The 23,572-nt window shown below is 40.7% G+C and carries 18 protein-coding genes; 7 read left to right on the forward strand and 11 right to left on the reverse strand.

All coding sequences use genetic code 11. The features are described from left to right. Positions 1-230: 230 nt before the first annotated feature. Positions 231-422, forward strand: a complete 192-nt coding sequence (locus tag RMY64_RS04675; protein WP_292860261.1) for a hypothetical protein — start codon at positions 231-233, stop codon at positions 420-422. Positions 423-462: 40 nt separating this feature from the next. On the opposite strand, the gene RMY64_RS04680 is transcribed toward RMY64_RS04675, so the two are convergent. Both RMY64_RS04680 and RMY64_RS04685 read right to left on the reverse strand, forming a co-directional pair. After that, on the reverse strand, positions 463-1,320 hold the full coding sequence (locus RMY64_RS04680; RefSeq protein WP_322699437.1) for a sulfurtransferase: 858 nt from the start codon (positions 1,318-1,320) through the stop codon (positions 463-465). 359 nt (positions 1,321-1,679) lie between these two features. Next, a complete protein-coding gene (locus RMY64_RS04685) occupies positions 1,680-3,254 on the reverse strand; it encodes an adenosine deaminase (protein WP_322699438.1) in 1,575 nt (524 codons plus the stop codon). 542 nt (positions 3,255-3,796) lie between these two features. On the opposite strand from RMY64_RS04685, the gene acs reads away from it, so the two are divergent. From acs to RMY64_RS04700, 3 genes are all read left to right on the forward strand, one after another. Continuing rightward, positions 3,797-5,770, forward strand: coding sequence for an acetate--CoA ligase (gene acs / locus RMY64_RS04690; protein ID WP_322670799.1), 1,974 nt, complete (start codon positions 3,797-3,799; stop codon positions 5,768-5,770). Positions 5,771-5,899: 129 nt separating this feature from the next. After that, a complete protein-coding gene (locus RMY64_RS04695; RefSeq protein WP_322670798.1) occupies positions 5,900-6,580 on the forward strand; it encodes a tetratricopeptide repeat protein in 681 nt (226 codons plus the stop codon). A gap of 555 nt (positions 6,581-7,135) precedes the next feature. Further along, positions 7,136-7,915 (forward strand): Uma2 family endonuclease, encoded by a 780-nt coding sequence (locus RMY64_RS04700; protein ID WP_322670797.1) that lies wholly within the window; start codon positions 7,136-7,138, stop codon positions 7,913-7,915. On the opposite strand, the gene RMY64_RS04705 is transcribed toward RMY64_RS04700, so the two are convergent. The 5 genes from RMY64_RS04705 to RMY64_RS04725 form a co-directional block, all read right to left on the reverse strand. Next, complete coding sequence (locus tag RMY64_RS04705) at positions 7,912-8,493, reverse strand: Uma2 family endonuclease (RefSeq protein ID WP_322699439.1); 582 nt, start codon at positions 8,491-8,493, stop codon at positions 7,912-7,914. The genes RMY64_RS04700 and RMY64_RS04705 overlap by 4 nt on opposite strands. 50 nt (positions 8,494-8,543) lie before the next feature. Next, the gene (locus RMY64_RS04710) at positions 8,544-10,139 is read right to left on the reverse strand and encodes a DHA2 family efflux MFS transporter permease subunit (protein ID WP_322699440.1); all 1,596 of its coding nucleotides are present in this window, start codon (positions 10,137-10,139) and stop codon (positions 8,544-8,546) included. A gap of 170 nt (positions 10,140-10,309) precedes the next feature. Continuing rightward, positions 10,310-11,569 carry an MFS transporter gene (locus RMY64_RS04715; protein ID WP_322699441.1) on the reverse strand — a complete coding sequence of 420 codons (1,260 nt, stop codon included), beginning with the start codon at positions 11,567-11,569 and terminating at the stop codon, positions 10,310-10,312. A gap of 270 nt (positions 11,570-11,839) precedes the next feature. Beyond that, entirely contained in the window at positions 11,840-13,312 is a 1,473-nt protein-coding gene (locus RMY64_RS04720) for an HlyD family efflux transporter periplasmic adaptor subunit (protein ID WP_322670793.1), read from the reverse strand. A 161-nt stretch (positions 13,313-13,473) separates the two neighbouring features. Beyond that, the gene (locus tag RMY64_RS04725) at positions 13,474-13,941 is read right to left on the reverse strand and encodes a MarR family winged helix-turn-helix transcriptional regulator (protein ID WP_094348154.1); all 468 of its coding nucleotides are present in this window, start codon (positions 13,939-13,941) and stop codon (positions 13,474-13,476) included. Positions 13,942-14,425: 484 nt separating this feature from the next. Here RMY64_RS04725 and RMY64_RS04730 point away from each other — a divergent pair, with 484 nt between their 5' ends. Next, the gene (locus RMY64_RS04730; protein ID WP_322670792.1) at positions 14,426-16,150 is read left to right on the forward strand and encodes a hypothetical protein; all 1,725 of its coding nucleotides are present in this window, start codon (positions 14,426-14,428) and stop codon (positions 16,148-16,150) included. 309 nt (positions 16,151-16,459) lie between these two features. On the opposite strand, the gene RMY64_RS04735 is transcribed toward RMY64_RS04730, so the two are convergent. Next, a complete protein-coding gene (locus RMY64_RS04735; RefSeq protein WP_322699442.1) occupies positions 16,460-18,118 on the reverse strand; it encodes a glycosyltransferase family 39 protein in 1,659 nt (552 codons plus the stop codon). A 128-nt stretch (positions 18,119-18,246) separates the two neighbouring features. Between RMY64_RS04735 and RMY64_RS04740 the strand changes: the two genes are divergently transcribed. Next, positions 18,247-18,891: a class I SAM-dependent methyltransferase gene (locus RMY64_RS04740; protein WP_322699443.1), complete on the forward strand. Its 645-nt coding sequence runs from the start codon at positions 18,247-18,249 to the stop codon at positions 18,889-18,891. A 134-nt stretch (positions 18,892-19,025) separates the two neighbouring features. After that, positions 19,026-19,481 carry an EVE domain-containing protein gene (locus tag RMY64_RS04745; protein ID WP_322699444.1) on the forward strand — a complete coding sequence of 152 codons (456 nt, stop codon included), beginning with the start codon at positions 19,026-19,028 and terminating at the stop codon, positions 19,479-19,481. 133 nt (positions 19,482-19,614) lie between these two features. Here RMY64_RS04745 and RMY64_RS04750 read toward each other — a convergent pair whose 3' ends face one another. The 3 genes from RMY64_RS04750 to RMY64_RS04760 all read right to left on the reverse strand — a co-directional run bounded on the left by RMY64_RS04750 (position 19,615) and on the right by RMY64_RS04760 (position 23,551). Beyond that, positions 19,615-20,439, reverse strand: a complete 825-nt coding sequence (locus RMY64_RS04750; protein ID WP_322699445.1) for a M90 family metallopeptidase — start codon at positions 20,437-20,439, stop codon at positions 19,615-19,617. A gap of 275 nt (positions 20,440-20,714) precedes the next feature. Then, a complete protein-coding gene (locus RMY64_RS04755) occupies positions 20,715-22,637 on the reverse strand; it encodes an Hsp70 family protein (protein ID WP_322699446.1) in 1,923 nt (640 codons plus the stop codon). A 14-nt stretch (positions 22,638-22,651) separates the two neighbouring features. Next, complete coding sequence (locus RMY64_RS04760) at positions 22,652-23,551, reverse strand: hypothetical protein (RefSeq protein WP_322699447.1); 900 nt, start codon at positions 23,549-23,551, stop codon at positions 22,652-22,654. Positions 23,552-23,572: the final 21 nt, after the last annotated feature.

Here is a 23,572-nt window from a genome sequence, read left to right on the forward strand (position 1 = left end):
TATGGACATTGCACAGTAGATGACCTCAATTCATCCCTCTATTATGCAACGCCAAACAGTTTTTTCATCTATTAAAAACAAATTTTCAAAATTGAGTATTCAGAATAGGTTAAACTGCATATATAAGCTGACAGAATATTAGTACTATTTTGCAACAAATCTTAATGCAAAGGTTAAGAGCAAGTGGGTTTTGTTGGCATATCTTGAATGACATTAAGGAGGTAAATATCATGCAAAAAGAATATATGGAGATTTTAGAATCATTAATTAATCAACTGACATTATCCGCAATATTAGAAATGTTAGAACGAATATGTCACAAAAAAGCGGAAAATCTGAGAACTCATTGGCAAGATGAGACTTCAGCAAAGCTTTGGGATAAAGCCGCGAGACAAATAGAACAGATAAATGTTGATGTCTGATTGAAGAATAATTCAAAATTTAGGAGTCAAGTTTATACCCTTATTGTATGACTCTGCTATCAATTGGTAGCGAAAAATCACGAGACCATTCATTCCAAGAGCCAAAATAATTTCTAGCAGAAATTCCTGCCTCTTCAAGGGCTATTAATGTATTCGCAGCCCTTGAACCCTTAAAGCAGTAAATGTACACAATTGACTTTGAAGTAATACCTACTGACTGACAAATTTCTCGGATTTCATCTGGCGATCGCAACGTAGGGATTTCTGATTCAGAATTCATCAGATGATGCCATTCTAACCATACAGAGTTAGGGATTCTACCTTTGCGGGGACAAAAATCAGGATGGTAAGGAGAAGAACTCAACCCAAGCCATTCGTTGCGATCGCGCACATCTAATTTAATAATTGCTGGATTCTCAATTGCTTGCAACATCTCTGTGGTAGTCACCATTATGTCAGCATTAGGATGCAATCTAAATATGCTGCTTTCACGCTTCGGTACTTCATCGGTAGTAGGTAATCCTGCCTTGAGCCATGCTTTATATCCTCCATGTAAAATAGATACTTGAGCGCAACCCAAATATTTCAGTAAGAAAGCTGCTCGACAAGATTGACCATAACCTTTATTTAAAGCATCTTCATACACAATTAAATGTTCTGCACCAGATATTCCTACCCGGCTCATGATTTCTGCAAAAAACTCTTGCAATTCCTTTAATCCTGCTGGGGAGGAATTCTCTAAAAGATAGGTGAAAAAATCTCTAATATTTATCGCTTGATAAATATGAGAAATATCATAATCTTCTTGACTTCGCGTATCGATAATCACAGTCTGGGATGATTTTTCTGCTAACAGTGACGTGACTTCTTGAGGAGAAATGAGGAGTTTTTTATTCACGCTTTCATGCTTCTGTTATTGTACCATTAGGCATTATCGCCCTTGGTAGATTTGCATTTTGGAGTGCAAATTACAGAAGAATAAATGTTGAATGTTACAAGAGAACTTGCATTGCAGAATTTTCAGTCAGAATGTCGGCACTAATTAGCGTTAAATGTTCATCACGCCCTACTTACAGCAACCTTCTAAGTACTTCCGTTTCTAAATCTTGACATTGGTAGCGATCGCTAACTAACATTGCAAACTCAGCTTCATTTGTACCAAGAAAAATTTTGGCAAAAGTATTGTTTCTAATAAAGCTTGCAGGTATGAAAAACTTGACTTCTAATTTGTCGCTTTACATTTTTCGTGAAAATCACTCAAAGCCAGTTCTTCATTGGCTCAAACTGAGCAAATTCCGACTCTAGCTGCCATTGAATTCGCGCGCGATCGTTCTTCTGCAAAAAAGCACTGCACCCTTGAGAAACAGAGGTTTCACCAGGGGTATCGCTTGCACAAGCTGGAACCATTGCCTTAAACTCAGGCGACTTCCAGAGACTATTTCCCGTAGCGAAACTATATTCTAAGCTATTGCGAGCCAGTCGCTTGAGGTCTTTATATCCCAGTCCATATCTCGTTGCCGCTAACAGATATTCATGACTCAAATCAATCCGGGAAATGCCTTCATCATCTGAAGCAAGGGTCAGTGGTACTCCAGCCTTCCAATACTCCCTAAAAGGATGCTCATCTCCCTGGACATTCAAAATGACTTCATTACTGGTCAGGCAGATTTCGACCAATACGCCGAGTCGCCGCATTTGCTCCATCAACTCGAAGGGACGCTCCTCAAAAAGAATATCCACGCCATGTCCGATGCGAGATGCCTGTGCCACTTCTACAGCTTGCCGAATATGAAAACGTAAATCCTCAGTCGGAACCAAACCGAAAGTTAACTCTCCTGCATGGAGTGCGACCTTAACATCGGGATATTGACGTTTGAAAAATTGCAGCATTTGCATTTGCAGGGTGTAGTCGCGCAGTGCAATCGGGTTGTCTTCTGGGGCGACAAGATTGATGCCAACTACCCGCGAATCTGATGAAGCTAGTGCAAAGGCATAAGCTAACTGAGCAAACACTTCAACAGGCGACTTTGTTCTTGTCGTTTGCTGCAAATAGCGCACCGTCACTGCACATCCAGGCTGTGCTGATGGAGTGCTGCAACCGAGTGTTTTCGAGACTTCGCCCTCCAACTGTGCAAATTGCTGGCTACCCAGTGTCACTAGCTTGGTTAATCCTCGTTTGAGCAATTGACGGTGCATCTCTTGCAAATCTTTATTCCAACCAACTTCACGCCCTAGCTGTCGAACCTCACTGCCCTGAAAAGTAAGCATTAACTCTAGATAATTAATATGCTGCGAAGCTGCTCGATTTGCTACTGACGCGACCATATCATCCCGACGGCTCATAGAGTCTGATATTGTCCCAAAACCACTAAAAGCTTCAAAAAATTGGTCGTGTCCTGATTTACCAGCAAATTGGAAGTTGCGAGTAGACCAACGATTTATTAAGGAATCATAAATAGATGTTCGGTTTAACAATTCTGAAGCTGGAAAATAGCTACTGTCCTGACCGCAAGCTTTAGGCTCAACTAAAGCCCCTACCTTTGGATTCACACAATACCCATCGGTGGCAGCCCACTCCAGATAGTGTTCTGCGTACACAGCCCCGCTGAGATGACTGTGGATATCTCCTCCCTTCGGCATTCGCTGTACAAATGCTCGTAAAGCGCCTGACTGGGCACGATGGGCTTCAAACCAACTAGCAGCTTGAGCTTCACTCCGAGTCGAGGATTGCTGCGAATTAGATGGGACTTGGGCTGCTACACTGAAGATAAAACAGCTAGAACTCGTTAATACTCCTAAAAATAAATAATATAAGGGCGCTCGTCTATGCATATAGATTTATTTTTTTGTAAAACATGGCCAGTATGAGTGTAGTTATCATGCTGTTTAAAACCATCAACTATCAATCTTTAGAAGCCAAATAAACTATAACCTAAGATAGATACGTATTAATTAATTTTATTTAGTTCAATCTGAACTTATCATTTTTTAACATTAGTATTGCCAGCACAATCCGCCGCAAAATCTCCAACTAAGAACTAGTCCATGCGATTGCTTGTCTGCGACACGCACTTACGTTCGTAGTTCCTACTCTCTACAAGAGGCTGCGCGTAGCTTGCTTCTCTGTAGGAGTACGCAATGATAGTTATTCTCTCAGTGCTAAATAAAAACTGGGATGCATTCCTTAATAACTCTATTGCATCTGGAGATTCATTCAGACTTAATAATGGTATTAACTGATAAGTTCTAGATGAAAATGAATGTAAACTAAATAACTCAGCAATTTTTATCTAGCTTAACGAAAATCTAAACAGCGTCTAGCACAACTAAGCTAAAAATAGTTTTCAGTAACAATACCGCTCGTAAATGTAATCATGTCTCAACCAACTATAGAATCAATCCTACAAGAAAACCGCCTTTTTCATCCTAGTTCAGAATTCTCGCAGAACGCCCATATCAAAAGTCTGGATGACTATCAGCGTCTCTACGATAAAGCCAAAGCCGATCCGCAGCAATTTTGGGCAGATTTAGCTGGAAAAGAATTAGAATGGTTCCAAAAATGGGACACAGTATTAGATTGGCAACCACCTTTTGCTAAGTGGTTCGTTGGCGGTAAGATGAATATTTCTTACAACTGCCTTGACAGACATCTCACTACCTGGCGCAAAAATAAAGCCGCATTGATTTGGGAAGGAGAACCAGGTGATTCCCGTACCCTTACCTACGCCCAACTGCACCGAGAAGTTTGCCAGTTTGCCAATGTATTGAAGCAACTAGGCGTACAAAAAGGCGATCGCGTTGGTATTTATATGCCAATGATTCCCGAAGCTGCGATCGCCATGTTAGCCTGTGCCCGAATCGGCGCACCCCACAGCGTAGTATTTGGTGGTTTTAGTGCCGAAGCTTTGCGCGATCGCTTAATCGATGCAAAAGCTAAACTGGTAATTACGGCTGATGGTGGTTGGCGCAAAGATGCGATCGTTCCTCTCAAGGCACAGGTAGATAAAGCCTTGGCTGATGGTGCTGTTCCCAGCGTTGAAAATGTCCTCGTTGTCAAGCGCACCGGACAAGAAACTTATATGCAGTTGGGTGGACGCGACCATTGGTGGCATGATTTGCAAAAAGGTGTATCAGCAGATTGTCCCGCCGAACCGATGGACAGTGAAGATATGCTGTTTGTCCTCTACACTTCTGGCAGCACCGGCAAACCGAAGGGTGTAGTGCATACAACTGCTGGTTATAATCTGTATACCCATATCACCACCAAGTGGATCTTTGACCTGCAAGACACAGATGTATACTGGTGTACCGCAGATGTCGGTTGGATTACGGGACATAGCTACATTGTCTACGGCCCGCTTTCCAACGGTGCAACCACAGTGATGTATGAAGGTGCGCCCCGGACTTCTAATCCTGGCTGTTTTTGGGATGTAATTGAAAAATACGGCGTTAATGTTTTTTATACTGCACCTACGGCAATTCGGGCATTTATTAAGATGGGAGAACAACATCCCAACGCGCGAAACTTGTCTTCGTTGCGTTTGCTGGGAACCGTCGGCGAACCGATTAACCCCGAAGCTTGGATGTGGTATCACAAAGTTATAGGTGGAGAACGTTGTCCAATAGTTGATACTTGGTGGCAAACGGAAACCGGCGGTATCATGATTACACCGCTACCAGGAGCAATTCCCACTAAACCCGGTTCAGCAACCCTCCCCTTCCCTGGAATTATTGCAGATATCGTGGATCTAGAAGGAAACACCGTACCCAATAAGGAAGGTGGTTATTTGGCGGTGCGCCATCCCTGGCCAGGAATGATGCGGACAGTTTACGGCGATCCAGAACGCTTCCGCCGCACCTATTGGGAACACATTCCACCTAAAGATGGGAACTATACTTACTTTGCTGGTGATGGCGCAAGACTTGATGAAGACGGCTACTTCTGGGTAATGGGTCGTGTCGATGACGTGTTGAATGTCTCAGGGCATCGACTCGGTACAATGGAAGTAGAATCAGCCTTAGTTTCGCATCCAGCAGTTGCAGAAGCGGCGGTAGTAGGTAAACCCGATGAACTTAAGGGTGAAGAAGTAGTGGCTTTTGTGACTTTAGAAGGCACTTATCAGGGAAGTGAAGAACTGAGTAAAGAACTCAAGCAGCACGTTGTCAAAGAAATCGGTGCGATCGCACGTCCCGGAGAAATTCGCTTTACAGACGCTTTGCCTAAAACGCGATCGGGTAAAATTATGCGGCGCTTGCTGCGGAATCTAGCCGCCGGACAAGAGGTATCTGGAGATACTTCGACATTGGAAGATCGGGGTGTGTTGGATAAGTTACGAGAAGGTGTGTAAATAATTCCAAATTAGCTTAATAAGGGCGCATATATATATGCGCCCTTATCGTCTCTCTTGTGATGCATTACGCGCTAACGCAGGCCAATTTATCATAAAGATTAGAACATTATTGAGGCATTCAGGGCGATGAAGGTGAAGTGCAAATCCAAATCAGCATTTGTTCAACCTGTTGGCTGCATGATGCTGAGTATTATCAGTGTAATGGGGATATCACCATTAGTGTTAGCGGTTCCTGGACAAGTTTCTTTGCATTCGCCAGAACAGTTTGCACAGAGACAACCACAAAAAATCGCCCAATCTTCAGGTACAGATACACCAGAGCGATCGCAACTCCTGCAACAAGCCAATGGTTTATTTAGTCAGGGAGACTTAACAGGTGCAGAGGAAAATTTACGCAAATTAATTAAAAAATTCCCAGAAGATGCTTTCGGACACTTTCAACTGGGAAATGTACTTTTTCGGCAAAAGAAACCGGAAGATGCAATTAGTTCTTATCGAGAAGCCATTCGCCTTAAGCCAAAATACGCTCTAGCTTACAATGCGATCGGTGTTGTTTACGCAAGCCAAGGTCGCTGGCAAGAAGCCATTACTGAATATAAAAAAGCTCTGGAAATTAATCCTAATTATGGCGAAGGGCTGACTAATTTTGCAATAGCATTGTGGCAAACAAATAAAAAAGACGAGGCGCTATCTTCTTTAGAAAAAGCTTTAAATATTTTCAAAGAACAGAATAGAGGTGAAAAAGTTAACCAAGTAGAACGAATTTTAAAAGAGATCAAAACTGCTGATGAGCCTAGTGTTTCCTGAGAACCATATTATTCAGTGGATAAAAGTTAAGAAGAGTTCCTGCGATCGGCTTTAAAGATGCTTTGCTAGAAATGCGATCGGGTATTATGCATCTATTACTGCGGAATTTTGCATTTGGTTTGTAATGATTGTGGGGTGGGCTATCCCACCCTCTAAAAAGTATCGAAACAGAATATTGTATTGTAATGAATGAAATATTTCTGTTAGCCAGAGAAACTGTAAGAGTGATTTTTCACATGGGAGATACACAAGGGTAATCTGGGAACGTTCGGAAAATACTGCATGGGCAGGCATAGGATGGATTTTTGATATACCAACTCATGTAATACCATACGATTTACGAGCAATAGGTTCTCATTTTCTATTGTCTATAGTTAAGCCGAATGCGAATGATTATGAGGATATAGAGAATATCCGCAGTAATCGTAATAGCTTTTTTCATATAGAAAGATTGACTTTTGTTATATAAATGGCATCTAACTTAGTCATATGTCTATTCAAAAATAGCAAAATAGCAATCTACAATAAAAATCAGACAAACCTTCGTTAAAGCCTATGACTTCCTTATCGGCATTAACTTTACCCGATCACACTCAGTTACCAGACTCAGATGGTACATTCGTGAAAAATCTTCAAGAGCATCCGCAAAGCATTTTAATTACAGATTCAATTAAACCTGTTTTAGAGAAACTTCATCCCGACAGTCAATATTGTATTGGACAAGATTCTGGTATCTACTGGCGATTAACAGATCCTCCTGAGAAAGGGGCTGAAGCACCAGACTGGTTTTATGTACCCAATGTACCACCGATACTTAACGGTAAAATGCGCCGTTCTTATGTGTTGTGGAAGGAGTATGTTGCGCCCTTAATTGTGATTGAATTTGTCTCTGGAGATGGTTCAGAAGAACGAGATAACACACCGCCATCTCAAGGTGAAGGTGGAAATGTTGGTAAGTTTTGGGTTTATGAGCAGGCAATTCGAGTGCCTTATTATGGAATTTATGAAGTAGCAAAAGCTCAAGTAGAAGTTTACCACCTACTTGATAATACTTATCAACTGATGCAACCCAATGAACGAGGACATTACCCAATTGCTCCTATGGGTGTAGAGTTAGGAATCTGGCAAGGATTTTATCAAAATGCAGATTTACCTTGGTTGCGGTGGTGGGATATACAAGGAAATTTACTGCTAACGGGTGAGGAACGTGCTGTGGTTGAGCGACAAAACGCTGAAACTGAACGACAAAAGCGGCTCTTAATTACAGAGAAGTTGCGATCGCTATCTGCTGAACAACTCAATGCTTTAGGAATTGATCCAGAAATGTTAGATTAGGAAATATTCTCATCTACTAATATTACATCTTCATATATTTCTGGCATCGCACAACGAAAATCAACGCTAGCTAAATGCACTTCTCCCTCTTGTTCATAAGGGTAAAGTACCCACTGTCTTTGTTCGTTGCGACGGAAGCATTCTACACTCATTCTGTCTGGTGAAATTAGCACATATTCTTGTAACGATTCTAAGTGTCGGTAACTAGCAAATTTCTTCCCTCTGTCATAGCCTTCGGTTGATTCAGAAAGCACTTTGATAATTAAGGAAGGATAGCACTTAAAATATTCAAATTCTTTATCTCGTGTATCGCAAGTCACCATCACATCGGGATAAAAATAGCGATTTATGACCTCAATTTGTGCTTTCATGTCTAACATATAGACACGGCAACCACTACCCCGGAGATGGTTTCGCAGTAGGGAAAACAAGTTTCCTACTACAGTTACATGAGCATCACTTGCTCCTGCCATTGCGTAGACTTGCCCATCAATATACTCGTGTTTGATTTCACTTACTTTCTCGCCTTCTAAATATTCTTCTGGGGAGATATAGTACTCACTTTGGCTAATGACCATTTTAGTACCTTAGTAGTTTTATCAAACATTTTAACCGATAGAACACAAATCTAATGAGCAACAGCGCCACCACTTGGCTTCACCTTTTTGAGGAATAAAATAGCAATCCCACTGAGTAATAATGCAATACCAATAAAGTAGAAACAATCGTTAAAAGCCATTACAAATGCTTCCCGGCGGACTATATTGGATATAGATGCGATCGCCTGATTTTGGGCTGTACTTAAATCTGCTCCTTTACTGACAAAATACTGCGTCATTTGGTCAATTCGTTGTTGAATTTCTGGATTATATAAAGATACTCCATCACCCAATCTATTCGAGTGAAATTGCTCTCTGTTTGCTAATAAAGTCGCTAAAGAAGCAATTCCAATAGAACCGCCTAGATTCCGCATCATATTAAATAAACCACTTGCCGAACCTGCTTCTTTCGGACTCAAACCAGCAGTAGCAATAGAACTAAGCGGCACCATAATTAGGGGTTGTCCCATTGCACGCACAAATTGCGACCAGCGTAATTGATCTAACCCTGTTTCATTAGTCATTCCAGAGTTCATAAATGCACTGATGGAAAACAAAGTCACACCAAAAGCTACCATGAAACGCACGTCAAGGCGTTGCATCAATTTTGGTATGAAGGGAATAATAAACAGTTGAGGAATACCGGCCCAAATTAATACTTCACCAATTTGCAGAGCATTGTATTGTTGAATTTGAGCGAGATACAATGGTAAAATATAAATTGAACCATACAATCCTACTCCCAACGACACATTAACAATACTGGCTAAACCAAAGTTCCGCCTAAGTACAAGCCGTAAATCAATAAATGGTTGTTTACGAGTTAATTCTATAAAGAAAAATATCGCCAAAAAAATTACTGCAATTACACTTAAGCGCACAATCAACCCTGAACCAAACCAATCTTTACGGCTACCTTCTTCTAAAACAACTTGCAGGGAACCTAAGCCAATAGCCATTGCAATAATTCCCCACCAGTCACCTTGTTTCAGTAAATTAATTTGGGGTTTTTCTTGCTTAATTCCGTACCAAACACCAGCCAGCATTAATGCTCCTGGAATTACATTGATATAAAAGTTGTATTCCCAACCAAAATTTTCGGTTAACCAACCTCCTAATGTCGGGCCAATTGAGGGTGCAAAAACTGCACTAAACCCAAATGCAGCCAGTCCGACTGATTGTTTTGATTGGGGTAAAGTTGTTAAGACAACTGTCATAGCAGTGGGAATTAAAACTCCTCCGCTAAAACCTTGCAAGGCGCGAAAGAAAATCATGGAATTAAGATCCCACGACCAAGCACAGCATATAGAAAAGAAGATAAAGAGTCCAGTATTGACTAATAAATAACGTTGCAGAGAAAATACTCGTGATAACCATCCTGTTAGAGGGATTACCACAATTTCTGCTACGAGATATGCGGTAGAAATCCAAGAACCTTCTTCGAGAGTTGCTCCTAAACTTGCTTGAATATCTTGCAGTGAAGCATTAGTTATTTGAATATCCAATACCGCCATAAATGCACCAAGCATACTGGCTAATACACCAATCCAGATTCTTAACGGTACACGCTCTGGTGGTAAAGCAGGATTTTGCCCTTGCTGACGAATTACACCTGTATTAGCCATAAGTTTGTTCCAGTTTCAAGGTTAAGTAGCAAAAAACTTTATTATTGAATCTTATAGCAATATGTTCTTTGCCTCTGCGCGAGCTGGAATCAGCAACGCTAAAAATTAAAAAAGAATTGCTATAGAAAGTCTCGTTAACATAAATCTAAATTTAACTGAGGTTATTTATCTTAAACTTCTTGAGTCGTAATAATCCCCTTTTGCTCATAAATTGGACGCATTATTTTTCTTAAAGCAGGTAACTGTCTGCTAAAAATAATTGACCCTAAAATACAAGCTATCCCATCAATCATTAAAGTGTTAGAAGCGCCAATACGACTTGCTAGGAAACCTCCTAATAAATTACCTACGGGAATCATTCCCAAAAATGACATTGTGTATAAGCTCATCAATCGCCCGCGTTTATCGTCTTCAACAATGGTTTGTAAAAATGTGTTGCTAGCAGCAATCTGAAGAATTGTTCCTAAGCCAACAAATAACATTGTAAATAAAGAGAGTGGTAAAAATCTAGATAAAGAAAAGGCAATTAAACCAATTCCTAAAATTGCTGGAGCTAGAGCAATCAATTTCCCAATTCCTAAGATTGTTTGGCGCGTAGCTAGATAAATACCACCAGTTAAGGCTCCAACTCCAGATGCCGCCATCAAAAACCCTAAACTTTCTGCACCACCTTTGAGAACTTGTTCGGCAATAATTGGGACGAGAATAGTGTTTTGCAGTCCCATCAGGCTGACTAAAGCTGATAGCAATAAGATGGAGCGAATGGGTGAGAAGCTAAAGGCATATACAAATCCCTCTTTGACTTTTTGTAAGGGATTACCATCAGTTACCGAATTTTTCCAAGGTTTAACTTTCATCGCCAATAAACCGGCGATTACAGCAACGTAGCTCAAACCATCAATCAAAAAACAATAGCCAGTTCCAACGCCAGCAATTAATAAACCCCCGATCGCAGGGCCAATTAATCTAGCACCGTTGAACATCGTGGAATTAATCGCGATCGCATTGGCTAAATCTTCTCTGCGTTCAACTAATTCTGGCACAAAAGCTTGACGGGCTGGCGCATCTAAGGCGTTAATAAATCCTTGGAACAAGCTCAAGGCGATGATGTGCCATACCTCAATCACTCCAGTTAGCGCCAGCACTGCTAATGTTAACGATTGAATCATCGCCAAGACTTGCGTACCAATTAAAGTACGATAGCGAGAAAAGCGATCTACAAATACTCCGCCAAAGGGAGCTAAAAAAAAGTTAGGAATTTGACTAGAAAATCCCACAACTCCCAGCATGAATGGGGATTTTGTCAAGTCATAAACTAGCCAAATTGTGGCAAGTTGCGTCATCCACGTCCCAATTAGGGAAATACCTTGCCCAGTAAAAAACAGTTGGTAGTTTCTTGACCTTAATGCAGGTAGTAGCGGTTTTTTCATCTCAGGCTTGTTTTATACCAATCTGCTTTCATAGATATCATTTCACCCGATCTCTATACGCCTCTCTTTAGATGTAGGAGAATGTCATAGGCAGAAAGAGGTTTTTCATTTTGTTTACAGGTAATTTCGTATTTAATGATGTCTGGTTGATTACTTACTAAACCCCAAGAACCCCACCCCGCCAAAGCTACACTTTGTCTCCCCTCCCCGCAAGCGGGGAGGGGCTGGGGGTGGGGTTCTTTTATTATGGGTAATTTGGGAAACATGATATTACTTGACTTCCACCGCAACTTCCGCAGACATCCCAGGAGTAATCCGCGATTCATATCCTTGAATGCTCTTTTGGTCGAAAACTACTTTTACTGGAATGCGTTGGACGACTTTAGTAAAGTTACCTGTAGCATTATCGGGTGGCAATAAGGCAAACTGAGCGCCGGAAGCTGGCGAAATACTGTCAACACGACCGATAAAGGTGTGATGAGGGAAACTATCTAACTTGATCTCTACTGGCTCTCCTGGGCGCATCTTTTCTAATTGAGTTTCTTTGAAGTTCGCAACTACCCAATAGCTGTTATCGACGATCGCCATTAATGGTGTTCCTGCTGCAACGCGGTTGCCAACTTCCACGTTTTTTCTACCTACCCGTCCAGCACTGGGGGCGGTAACATTTACATAGGATAGTTGCAATTGTGCATCTTTGAGCGATGCTTCTGATTGCGCGATCGCTGCTTTTGCCGCTTCGTATTGACTGCGTTTGACTGTGGTATCTTGTCCGCCTGCGGTAGCTTGTTGCAATCCTCCCTTAGATGCTGCCAATTTAGCTTGGGCGTTGGTGACATTTTCTTGCGCCTGTGCTAGTTGAGACTGGGCTTTGGCAACACCAACTCTCGCAGAGGCTAACCTGGCTTGAGCTTGTTGTACTCCCTGAAGAGCAGCATTCCTTTGTGCTGTAGCCACGTTAAAAGCGGCCTTGGATGCGTCTAGCTGCTGGCGAGCGATCGCACCTGATTGATACAACTGGTTGTAACGATTGTAATCTGCTTGGGCATTTTCCAAATTCGCATTTGTTTGCGCTACCTGCGCTTGGGCGGCAGGAATTCCTGCTTCGGCTAGTCTGACTTCAGCTTGCGCTGCTGGTATCCCAGCTTGAGCTTCTTGGACTGCTGCTTGAGCTGTAGAAATTGCTGCTACTGCACCACTGACATCTCCTTGCGCTTGAGTTGTCTTACCAGTGGTGGTTTGTGAACTCAAAGCAATATTTGCTTGAGCAGCTTGCGCTTGACCACGAGCATTTTCGAGGGCGGCTTGTGCCTGTTGCACCTTACTTTCATAGTCCCGTGGATCTAACTTCACCAACAATTGTCCCGGTTGCACCAGTTGGTTGTCATTCACCAGCACTTCACTTACAGTTCCGGGAATGCGACTACTAACTTGGTGAATATTTCCCGCGACGGTGGCGTTGTCTGTTTCCTGGTGGGTAGAGGCGTATTGCCAGTAGTGAAGACCAAAAGTACCTGCGGCGATCGCACCTACGCCTAATCCTGCCAAAATTAAACCAGTCGGTCTTTTCCGCTTCGGTTTTGCTGGAACTTCTTTCTCCGTCTCAGGAGTTACAACAGGTGCTTCTGCTGTTGTGGATGTCTCTGTAGTAACAGTTTCTAAAGTCTCTAAATCGGGAATCACTTCTTTTTCTAAAGTTGGGGTTTTGTGTCCGTTGCGTCCGTTTAAAGTATTAGCACCCATGATTCTTACCTCGTTTGCCCGTTCAATAACTTGATTAATAGTCGTTTATTTAGAATGCGTAGTTTTCCCGGAAAAAAATCCTTATTCCTTAGTATGCGTAATATTATCTCAAAACATATCTTTACACTGCCTCCCCCGGTCGGGTGATTATAAAATCATCTTTAAGACAGGTTAGCGATCGCTCGATTCAAGATTTGGGAAAACAGTTCGCGATCGGCAAAGGAAATACCATCCATTGCTTCATCACGCACGGCTGCGGCGATTGGCGGTAAAACAGCTTCTAGTTCCTTTCCTGCATCCGTGAGCCAGATTCGCCAGATGCGCCGGTCTTGAGTGTCGCGTTCGCGACGCACCAAACCGCGTTCTTCCATCCGATCTAGTACGCCTGTTAAAGTGCCTCCCACTTGTTTGAGTTTGTCTCCAATACTAGAAGTAGGTAGACCATCTTCTTGCCAAAGACAGCACAACACCAACCAGTGAAATGGCGTCAATCCAAAGGGTTCTAGCCTCTCAGTAAACTTGCGACTCAGCAATTGCGAGACTAATTTGATTCTGTAGCCCAAATTATATGGTGCCAGATTTTGCTGCCACGACTCTAAGGTTGGGGAGTGATTAGATGTAGAAACCATTTAGCAAAATACTTAGTGTGCGTACTATTATTCTAACTAAACTAATTTCTTTTAGCAATAATTACTTTACATCTATCTTAGGGAAGAACTTGAATCAACTGGTACTCTTTTACTGTACCAAGAATGCGGTAAAACCGAGGTAATTTAGGGGACTAGTCAGCATAGATCCAAGCATAGCTCAAAACTGGTATTTGCGAAATAGAGGCTACTTGTTGGATATGAATGGGAAGATATAGGACTCATATTTGATTGCGTAAAAAAAACTCAGTACACCTTTATTCCTTCTTCCCAGTCCCTAGTCCCCGGCTTAATCCAGACAGTTCGGCTTTCATGACCTTTCGTTCTGGGTAAAAAACAGAGTGTTACTAGAATTATTGGCTTTATAAATAACCGCTCAGTACTTGAAGATTGTACAATCATAAAAATTGAAAAAAGCTTTTGATTTTCCTAATTAACATAATTTCTTCAGACATAGACGCGTACAATGCTAATTTCACTATTACAAAAATTTTTAACAACACCTATTACTCAAAAAAGCCGACATCAATCTAGATTGACTGTTATTTTTTGGTACAGTCTCAGTCTAACTTTTGCTGTTGGTTATATTTTGATGGGGCTGCGACAAGCTTTCACCAGCAAATATATAGTGAGCGACGATGCACGAGAATATATTTCTTGGATTTATCGTTACTTTAACCCAGATTTATTTCCTGGGGATTTAATTGCTGATTATTTTCAGTCGGTGACACCAATTGGATATGGTATTGTTTATAAAATAATTGCAGCTTTAAATATAGATCCAATTTTATTTGGCAAAATTTTTCCATTAGTACTGGGACTAATTACAACTAGCTATTGCTTTGTAGTTGCTATGGAGATATTACCAGTACCAATGGTGGGATTTCTCGCCTCTTTACTTTTAAATCAAAGCCTTTGCCTTCATGATGACCTATTTTCTGCTACACCTAGAGATTTTATTTATCCCCTGGTTTTAGCTTTTATATATTATTTAATACGCTCTTCAGTATTTGGTATATTAATTGTATTTGCGCTTCAATGTTTAATATACCCTATCATAGGTTTTATCAATTTATTAATTTTACTTTTGAGACTATTTCGCTGGCATAATGGGCAGATAACTATTTCTCATAATCGAAAAGATTTTATTTTATTTGTAGCAGCCACTATAACTGCTGGCATCCTAATTTTACCTTATACTATTCAATCATCACAATTTGGCCCGACAATTACTGCTGCTGTTGCGAGAACTATGCCAGAGTACTGGGATGGAGGAAGATTCAGGTATTTTACTCATAATATTATTAGTTATTGGTTTGATGGTAGAGATAGCGGTTTTTTTGCTTTAATTGCACCTCCTCAACTATTATTTGGTTTATTATTACCAATTATCCTGAAATTCCAGTATCACTTTCTCCTAACTAAACAAGTAAAGGATGAAGTCAAACTATTACTACAGGTAGTAATAGCTAGTTTAATCATGTTTTTTACTGCCCATGCCTTAGCTTTTAAACTGCACTGGCCTAGCCGCTACACCCATCATACTTTGAAGATAGTACTTGCTCTTGCAGCAGCAATCTTTATTACCATAATTTTAGATGCTGCATTGCGATGGTCGAGACAAAATGGCAGACAAATTTTAATTTTAGGGACTATTACGATCCTTGGCGCAGGACTGGTTTTGTACCCTAGTAGCTTAAAAGTTTTTCCCAAAACCCCTTATTTAGCAGGTCAAGCCCCAACATTATATAACTTTTTGCAAAAGCAACCGCAAAATATTGTCATAGCTTCTACTTCCCAAGAAGCAGATAACATACCTATCTTTGCTCAAAGAACAATTTTGGTGGGTAAAGAATATGCATTACCAATTCATACAAAATATTACGCTCAATTTCGCCAGCGGATGATTGACCTGATTAATGCTCAATATACTGATGATATTAATCAGGTTAAAGACTTTATTCAAAAATACCACATAACTTTTTGGTTATTAGAACGTTCTGCGTTCCTTTCAGAATATATAACTAAAAACACTTGGCTACAACAATATCAGCCAGCGGCACAACAAGCAAACGCAAATTTACAAAAGGCTCTACCTGTTTTAGCAACATTAATTAACTCTTGTGCAGTTCTTGAGACTGATAATTTAGTTCTTCTGAAAACAGAATGTATCAAAGCAGTAAGTAGGTAGACATAATTAAATATAAAATAAACTCCTAGTTTGTAGTGAGCGATTTATCGCTCAGAGCAAGGATTATCAGGACTAAAGTCCTTACTACAAACTTGACATTTATTTATGCCTAGATACTTAGCAAAGACTTGAATATAATGTCTTAGAGGTTGTTTGAAAAGTGGTTGGCTGTGATTTTAGGCACTTATTGATCCCCCCAACCCCCCTTAAAAAGGGGGGCAAAACCTTTCAAAGTCCCCCAATTTATCGGGGGATTTAGGGGGATCTAGAACGTTTTGCTACCAAGAAGAGGACTTTTCAAAAATCCTCTTAGGGAAGAACTTGAATCAACTGATACTCTTTGACAGTGCCGATAATGCGGTGAGGTCGAGATAATTGAGAAGACTGGTTAGCATAGATCCAAGCATAGCTCAAAGCTGGTACTTGGGAAATAGAGACTACTGGTTGCGGGCGAGTAGGAAGATAGAAATTAAGCAGTACTTTCGTTTTAGCGTCCATCTCCACATAGTACGTAGGATGAGATTGGAGAATTGGAGCGATCGCACTTTGTTGTAAAAAAGTTTTTAAACCAGAGTTATAATCACTTAACAGACCTATGCTACCTATCGTCGCCAAGGCCAGCCAACAGGGAATTAACCAACCTGCAATCCAATAACGCGCTGTAAGAAACTTTTTGTCAAAGTGGTAACGAGCAATCCACACCACAGGTAAAATTAACCAACCCAAGCCCATAGCCAAGCCAATACTTGCATACTTGCGGATATCATAACTACCCCAGCTAAAAATGCCAATACTCGCTATAACAAGTAAAATACCTAATCCACCCAAGCCATAACTGAGGTTTCGGGGAAGATTCTTTTTTGCAAAAAGGTTCAATATCTTTTTTTTACTTTTTTGAAGAGGGAAGTGTGGGGGAATTCCTGTCTGGTAAATATTGCCTAGCCAGTTTAAACCTACAGATGCAAACAAAGCGATGAACGGATAAAGGCAAAGACTATAGTGAGATAAACGAGTGCTAAAAATACTAATTTCTATAAATAAAACAAGTGGAAAGCCAACTAATATTAACTGGTAACGAGGAATGGGATGACGGAGAGTTAAAAACAAACCTACAAGTCCGAACAAAGCCCAAGGAAATGCTTTTACAGGAATATTCCAGAAATAGAATAGTAGCCCATTAGAGTCCCGCTCTTCAGAACTTAGTTGTACAACAAACTTGAGTAATTCCTCAAAACTATTATTTCCGTAGTGCAGCCAGCTTAACCACAGCCAAACACAGGTAGGTATTAAACCTACGAAAAAACCTAAATATAAAATTGGGTTAGTAAGATGACGATGACGGCGATTTTCCCAAATTAAATAAGGTAATAAAGCTATAATTGGCAAAAAAATCATAAAGCTTCTAACTAAGAAGCCTAAACCTAAACTTAAACCAGTTATAAAACTCCACCAGTAGCGATATTTGGGATGCAATTCCGCTTTGATTAAAGACAAAATAGCTAAAAGCACCAAGAGAACCATCGGTACATCAGGTGTACTTAAACGAGAGTATTGCAGCCAGAGAAATTCCACACTTAAAATTGCAGCAGCTAGCCAACCTAATTTTTTGCCTAGCATAATTTTGCCAATTTCATACACAAGGCACAAACTAAAAATGCTTGCAATCATACTAGGAAGACGCGCGCTAGTATCACTGATACCAAACAGCTTGTAAAAACTGGCAATTAACCAATAAGGGCCAGGAGTTTTATGATGTGCTGTTTCCCAAGGAGCTATCCAATTACCAGAATCAAACATCAGACGCGCACGTGATGCGTAAAGTGCTTCATCATGTGCCATCAGGCTATTATGTCCAGAAGTAAATAGTAATAAGGGCAGTATCCAAACTAACAAACTAAAATAGGGTAATGATGCGATTAGGCGGATTTGTCGCCAAATATGCTGTAAGAAGTGTAGTTTATATAACATTAAATTGATAAAAATTGAATGCTGCTATTTAGGTATTTTGCTGTTATTAAAATATGTTACATAGTGTTTGTGAAAAAGTATCTGAAATTGCCGCAAATTTCGGAAACAGTACTCCAAAACAGAGATTTATGCAGTTAAGACCGAATCAGCGCCTGAAATTAGATGACACAGACGATAAACTGTTCTACACCTATCCTCGCTTCGTCACCCATGTCGATGAAGGATTTATTCAACAGCTAACGGATTTATATCGCGATCGCCTCAAACCCAACACCCGCATTTTTGATATGATGAGCAGTTGGGTGTCTCATTTACCAGAAGAAATGCAGTTTGACCATGTGGAGGGACACGGACTCAACGCTGAGGAATTAGCACGAAATCCCCGCTTAAATCATTACTTTGTGCAAAATCTTAACGAAAATCCCCAGCTACCTTTACCAGACGAAGATTTTGATGCTGTTCTCAATTGCGTATCTGTGCAATATGTGCAATATCCAGAAGCAGTATTTTCCGAGATTTACCGTATCCTAAAACCCGGTGGTGTTGCAATTATCAGCTTTTCTAACCGAATGTTTTTTGAAAAGGCGATTCAAGCTTGGCGGGAGGCTTCAGAGGCGCAGCGAGTAGAATTAGTTAAAGCTTATTTTGCCTCAGTTCCAGGATTTACAACCGCAGAAGTTATAGTTCATAAATCAACATTACCGAATATCTTACAGTGGTTGGGTGCAGCTGGAGGAGATCCGTTTTATGCCGTTATAGCTTACCGAAGTTAAGTTAAATATTCACTAGTATAAGAGGGTTTGTAGTAAGCACTTTGGTGCTTAGAAAATAAGGACTAAAGCCCTTACTACGAACTTATTTACCTGCTCAAAATTAAAATAGTTTTATATATAGATAATTTGTGTAGATGAATTATTGGTTAATGAAATCAGAACCAGAAGCCTATAGCATTGCTGACCTTCAACAGCAGAAAGAGACTATCTGGGACGGCGTTCGCAATTATCAAGCTCGCAACTTCTTGCGCCTTATGGATGAAGGAGACTTAGCTTTTTTCTATCACTCCGGCACTAATGCTCCCGGTATTGCTGGGTTAATGCGTGTAGTGAAAAAAGATATTGCTGACCCGACCCAGTTTGAGCCAGAAAGTAAATACTACGATCCTAAATCAAGTTCCGAATCGCCTCGGTGGCAAACAGTTGTAGTGGAATTTGTTGAGGCTTTTTCTAACCCCATCTTGCTATCAATACTCAAAGAGAAGTTTAGCGCCGAAGAGTTAATGTTGGTGAGACAAGGAAATCGATTATCAGTGATGCCCGTCCCTGAAGCAGTCGCTTTGAAGATTCTGGCGATGAAAAACTCCTAGTTAAAATAATTCGTAATTCGTAATGACGCTCCTGCGTCGCTAACGCTGCGCAAACGTAATTCATAATTCGTAAAATATTTTGAAGGAAAGTTGATTAACTGAATATAATGTGATTTCTTCTTGCCGACTTACTTCACACCCATTGTACGGGATCTAATTGATAATAACGTTGCAGTTGCTCATAAAGTGCCGGATGCCTAGACAGCAATTGGTGCGGTTTCTCAAAGAATGTCTCAGTCGCTACGGCGAAAAATTCTGCGGGATTTGTTGCGCCATAGCTATCCATTACCGTCTTTGCACCTTGTAGAACATCATTGCAAAGTTGCTGATATGCTTCTGTCATCACCTTCGCCCAAATAGCATAGTCTGAGTTGTTTTTCAGTATCGGAACTCCTTCAGCTTTACCATCTTCTTGATCTAATTGATGGGCGAATTCATGAAGCACAACATTACGTCCATCCCTCCAGTTATTAATGTCTTGTTTCACCTGTTCCCAAGACACTACTACTTGGTCATTTGTCCACGATTCACCCAGTCTTGCCACACGCCTTTCCTCAACAACATATTTTCCGACGGAATTCGTTTCCTGAACAAAATAAGCGTTGGGATACACCAAAATTGAACGAAGTCTGGGGAAGTACTGCCCCCGTTCATTTAATAGAAGTAAACAGGCAACAGCAGCAAGAGTTAATTTCATTTCCTCTGTCACCTGTAATCCTCTACAACCAATAAATTGCTTTTCTGCTAAGAATATTTGAATATGTCCCTGAAGTCGTCTGAGTTCATCGGGAGAAAGACAGAGATAAATGGGAAGATTATTTTCAATAATGGCATTCCACAGGGGAGGAAAAGGACGATGTTTGAGACGGTTTCTTCGTCTTTTGACTAAAATCGGATTGACTAAAATCCCAGTAATAATTAGTCCAATGATGAGAAAGACAACTATTGTTTGAATCATTGACTTTTGAACAGGTTACATATTGAAATCACCGTTAAGTAGAAAAATTAGATGAAATATAGCGTTTATCTGCTTTTGTGAGGTATGAGAACCCCTCCCCGCAAGCAAGGAGGGGGCTATGATGTACATCGATTAGGAAATGCTATAGTTGTTCCTGTTGTGTTCCTATTTATTTGCCGTTGCCAGTACTCTAACTATCTCTTGCCACTTTTTTAAAATACATAGGCGATGTCATAATAATTTTAAAAAGCTATATTTCCTGCCACTCATCACCACTATTGAATCAGAATTATGCAAGATTGAACCTTAGTGGAAAGGCTTGTTTGAAGTCCTTGCTCAACTTTGACAATCAGTTTGTCAAAAGCTTCTTGATTTGCTGTCAGTTGTTCTTGAAGAACTTTCTCTAACTCCGGCTTTATTTGATCGCATATATCCTCAATTTTTTTGTCGCTCAAAAAATTAGAACGAATCCAACTAGGTACATCTACATTTGTCTTAATTACTTCTTGAACACCCTTACGATTTAGCTCCATTCCTGCTGCCATCAACGAAGCCCCATATACTAGTGCAATCGGCCAGGTTAAATGCCCAGTTAGGATGAGAGTGATGATGCTTGCCACAGCGCCTCCACCAATTACTATATTGACGATAAATGCTACTGTCTCAGCCAGAATAGCATCTCCAATTTGTAATTCTGGGTTAACAAAAGTTGGGTCAATACTATCCTGGAACCTTAAGCTGCTTCTAGGTATCTGGAACTTTCGACAGATTGGATCGGTTTGTGCGGCTAAATCGGGTTGGATTTTATTGCTAAACCAAAAAGCGCATTGATGATTAATTATCTGCACAGCGCGATCGCTTTTGAGCCACTGTTCTGCCCGACCGATCAAAGCTGTTTCCAAATCGGCTAAAGTCCGTATTTTGTTTTTTTGCCAATCTTTTAAACTTGGTTTAACTGCGTTGACAATCAAGCCATCCGCCAAAGGCTTAGTTAGTGATTCGATTAACTCTGGAATATGCCTTTCAATCAAACCTTTAAGCTGGTTCGAGGTAAATAGTTTGTTCACTTCTTCTTTAAAAGCAGCAGCACGCAGATCCCATCTTCCTACTCGTGCTAAACCCATAGCAATGCAGCGTTCCGGTTCTGGATCGGGGCGAAGCAGCGTTTCTGGTTCGGGAAACATTTCCTGACAAAGAACGTGCGTGAACTTCATGCGAGATGCACCGCCAGTCATCAGCACAAGTTTCGGCACGATTCCAAGTTTTTCTAGCTTTTCTTTCGCCTCCTTTAAAGAGTCGCGAAATGATTTAATCCAACTATGATTTTCCAGTTCAGGTAAGGGTTGATTTAAAATTTCCTCCATCATCAATTTATTCACTTGGGGAATAAAATAAATCTGTTCGTTGATCGACTCGAAGCCACGCGCAAAGGATGCAGGATCGCTGTATAGCTGTTCATTAGAAAAGTAATCTTCTTTAGCTTTGCGGCAAGCAAGTTCACAACGAGCTTGGTGATGGGGATATTCCCGAAATACTTTTTCGAGTAATGCTTTTTGTTCGTGGTTGGCGAGAGTCCGGGCAAAAATAGCTTTGTCAATTAAAGATGCTCCCAAAGTATTACTCCCGAAATCTATCGGGATTTCTTCTAAGCTTTTAACCAAAGTAAAATCTGTGGTTGAAGAACCAATATCGACAATTAACACCGATGCAACAAGTTTGTCATACTCCAGTTTCCCGGCTTCCTTGGCTTGCATGAAAGCAGCCCGCGATTCGGGTACAACATTTAGTTGGGGAATGCCAGCTTCTTGAAGCAGCTTTTGGTATTCGGTGCGATCGCTAATTGTCCATCCTGAAGGGCAACCAATGTAAAAATAGCTACTTTCCCCACCTGCAAGTTGTTTGCTTTCTTTCAAAAGGCGGTAGTAGGTTGCCACAAAAGTGCTAATTGTTTCTCGATATTTGGGATCGTTGTTGGGTTTTTGCTTGAAAGAGATTGTCAGTTGAGTAACGCCAGCTTGAATTAATGCTTGTTCGCCGACAAGATAACCGAGTTTAGGATGCCAGCCAAGGGCTGTAATTTGGTTCTTCTTGTTATTTATCTCCAGCATTTGGGGGGGGTCGATGCTTTCCACGATCGCTTTCGCTACAGCCGTTTCACCGTGTCCTAAATCAAAACCGATTGTTTCTAAAATTTCCATACCCTTATTGTCTATTATTCTCTAGCAGAGGAATATGCTGGTTCAATTACCCTACCGCGTCTAATCAAGCGATCGCCTTTTAACAAAGCCGGCGTTAGAGTCACGTGTTCTTTGGTATCGGGGTCAATACTTGGCTCAAAGTCAAAATATTCGCGATCGCTATTCGATCGGTAAATTTGAGCGTTAATTCCCTGAGACATTAAAATCTGTGGCAGAAGTTTCGCCAGTTCATAAGCCATTTGAGGTTTATCAAGTTTGGATGCGCCCATTAGTCTTTGGAGAAAATTCAATAACTCTGGCAGTTCTTCTATTGCTAAGTCGCCTTCATGTTTATTTGATTCTCCTACTCTAGCTACTGCTAAGTCGATAGTGTTGAGAGCATCGCCAAGATGATCTAGAAATACTTTGCTATCAACCCGGAGAATCGGTTGAGGTAATTCCAATAGTCCTTCGGATATAGAATCATTTTGCTGGTTGTTTAATTCGAGTTGAAGTACAATTTCTAATCCGATAAGTAGAGAGGTTAATAAGATAGCCATCCAAGCACCTGGGGTAGTTTTAGTTAAAGAAAACAACGAACCTAAGATGCCTATATAAATTAGTCCCTTTAGCAGTTTCAGGATGAATCTGCTGCTAAACAACTTTGGCCCTATATTAGTAATTTGCCTTTGTTCTGTTGGAGCAACTTGAAGATAGTTAGCTGCTGCCAGAGTGGCGATAGACTGCCGTAGCGTATCCAAGAAAAAGGAAGCCAGACGAACTTGAGCCAAATTAAGCTTTTCAATGTAAATTCTTTCGAGATTATCGAGTCGGTTTTGAACCAGTTTAACTATTTGCTCAATGCCGATTGTGTTATCAATATCTATCTGGAGTTGGTTGCGTTCTTCGCTAAAAAGTGAAGTAATTGTTTTCATTGCGTTGACTAAGACTTTAAC

Origin of the sequence: Nostoc sp. DedQUE08 (assembly GCF_034530895.1) — a bacterium.
Classification (GTDB): domain Bacteria; phylum Cyanobacteriota; class Cyanobacteriia; order Cyanobacteriales; family Nostocaceae; genus Nostoc.

Bases quoted from the DNA above. Each gene is read 5' to 3' on its own strand.
- RMY64_RS04755 (WP_322699446.1), bottom strand. From the start codon at position 22,637: ATGGAAATTTTAGAAACAATCGGTTTTGATTTAGGACACGGTGAAACG.
- RMY64_RS04740 (WP_322699443.1), top strand. From the start codon at position 18,247: ATGCAGTTAAGACCGAATCAGCGCCTGAAATTAGATGACACAGACGAT.
- RMY64_RS04725 (WP_094348154.1), bottom strand. From the start codon at position 13,941: ATGGTTTCTACATCTAATCACTCCCCAACCTTAGAGTCGTGGCAGCAA.
- RMY64_RS04760 (WP_322699447.1), bottom strand. From the start codon at position 23,551: ATGAAAACAATTACTTCACTTTTTAGCGAAGAACGCAACCAACTCCAG.
- RMY64_RS04750 (WP_322699445.1), bottom strand. From the start codon at position 20,439: ATGATTCAAACAATAGTTGTCTTTCTCATCATTGGACTAATTATTACT.
- RMY64_RS04735 (WP_322699442.1), bottom strand. From the start codon at position 18,118: ATGTTATATAAACTACACTTCTTACAGCATATTTGGCGACAAATCCGC.
- RMY64_RS04700 (WP_322670797.1), top strand. From the start codon at position 7,136: ATGACTTCCTTATCGGCATTAACTTTACCCGATCACACTCAGTTACCA.
- RMY64_RS04715 (WP_322699441.1), bottom strand. From the start codon at position 11,569: ATGAAAAAACCGCTACTACCTGCATTAAGGTCAAGAAACTACCAACTG.
- RMY64_RS04675 (WP_292860261.1), top strand. From the start codon at position 231: ATGCAAAAAGAATATATGGAGATTTTAGAATCATTAATTAATCAACTG.
- RMY64_RS04705 (WP_322699439.1), bottom strand. From the start codon at position 8,493: ATGGTCATTAGCCAAAGTGAGTACTATATCTCCCCAGAAGAATATTTA.
- RMY64_RS04745 (WP_322699444.1), top strand. From the start codon at position 19,026: ATGAATTATTGGTTAATGAAATCAGAACCAGAAGCCTATAGCATTGCT.
- RMY64_RS04720 (WP_322670793.1), bottom strand. From the start codon at position 13,312: ATGGGTGCTAATACTTTAAACGGACGCAACGGACACAAAACCCCAACT.
- RMY64_RS04730 (WP_322670792.1), top strand. From the start codon at position 14,426: ATGCTAATTTCACTATTACAAAAATTTTTAACAACACCTATTACTCAA.
- RMY64_RS04695 (WP_322670798.1), top strand. From the start codon at position 5,900: ATGAAGGTGAAGTGCAAATCCAAATCAGCATTTGTTCAACCTGTTGGC.
- acs (WP_322670799.1), top strand. From the start codon at position 3,797: ATGTCTCAACCAACTATAGAATCAATCCTACAAGAAAACCGCCTTTTT.
- RMY64_RS04685 (WP_322699438.1), bottom strand. From the start codon at position 3,254: ATGCATAGACGAGCGCCCTTATATTATTTATTTTTAGGAGTATTAACG.
- RMY64_RS04710 (WP_322699440.1), bottom strand. From the start codon at position 10,139: ATGGCTAATACAGGTGTAATTCGTCAGCAAGGGCAAAATCCTGCTTTA.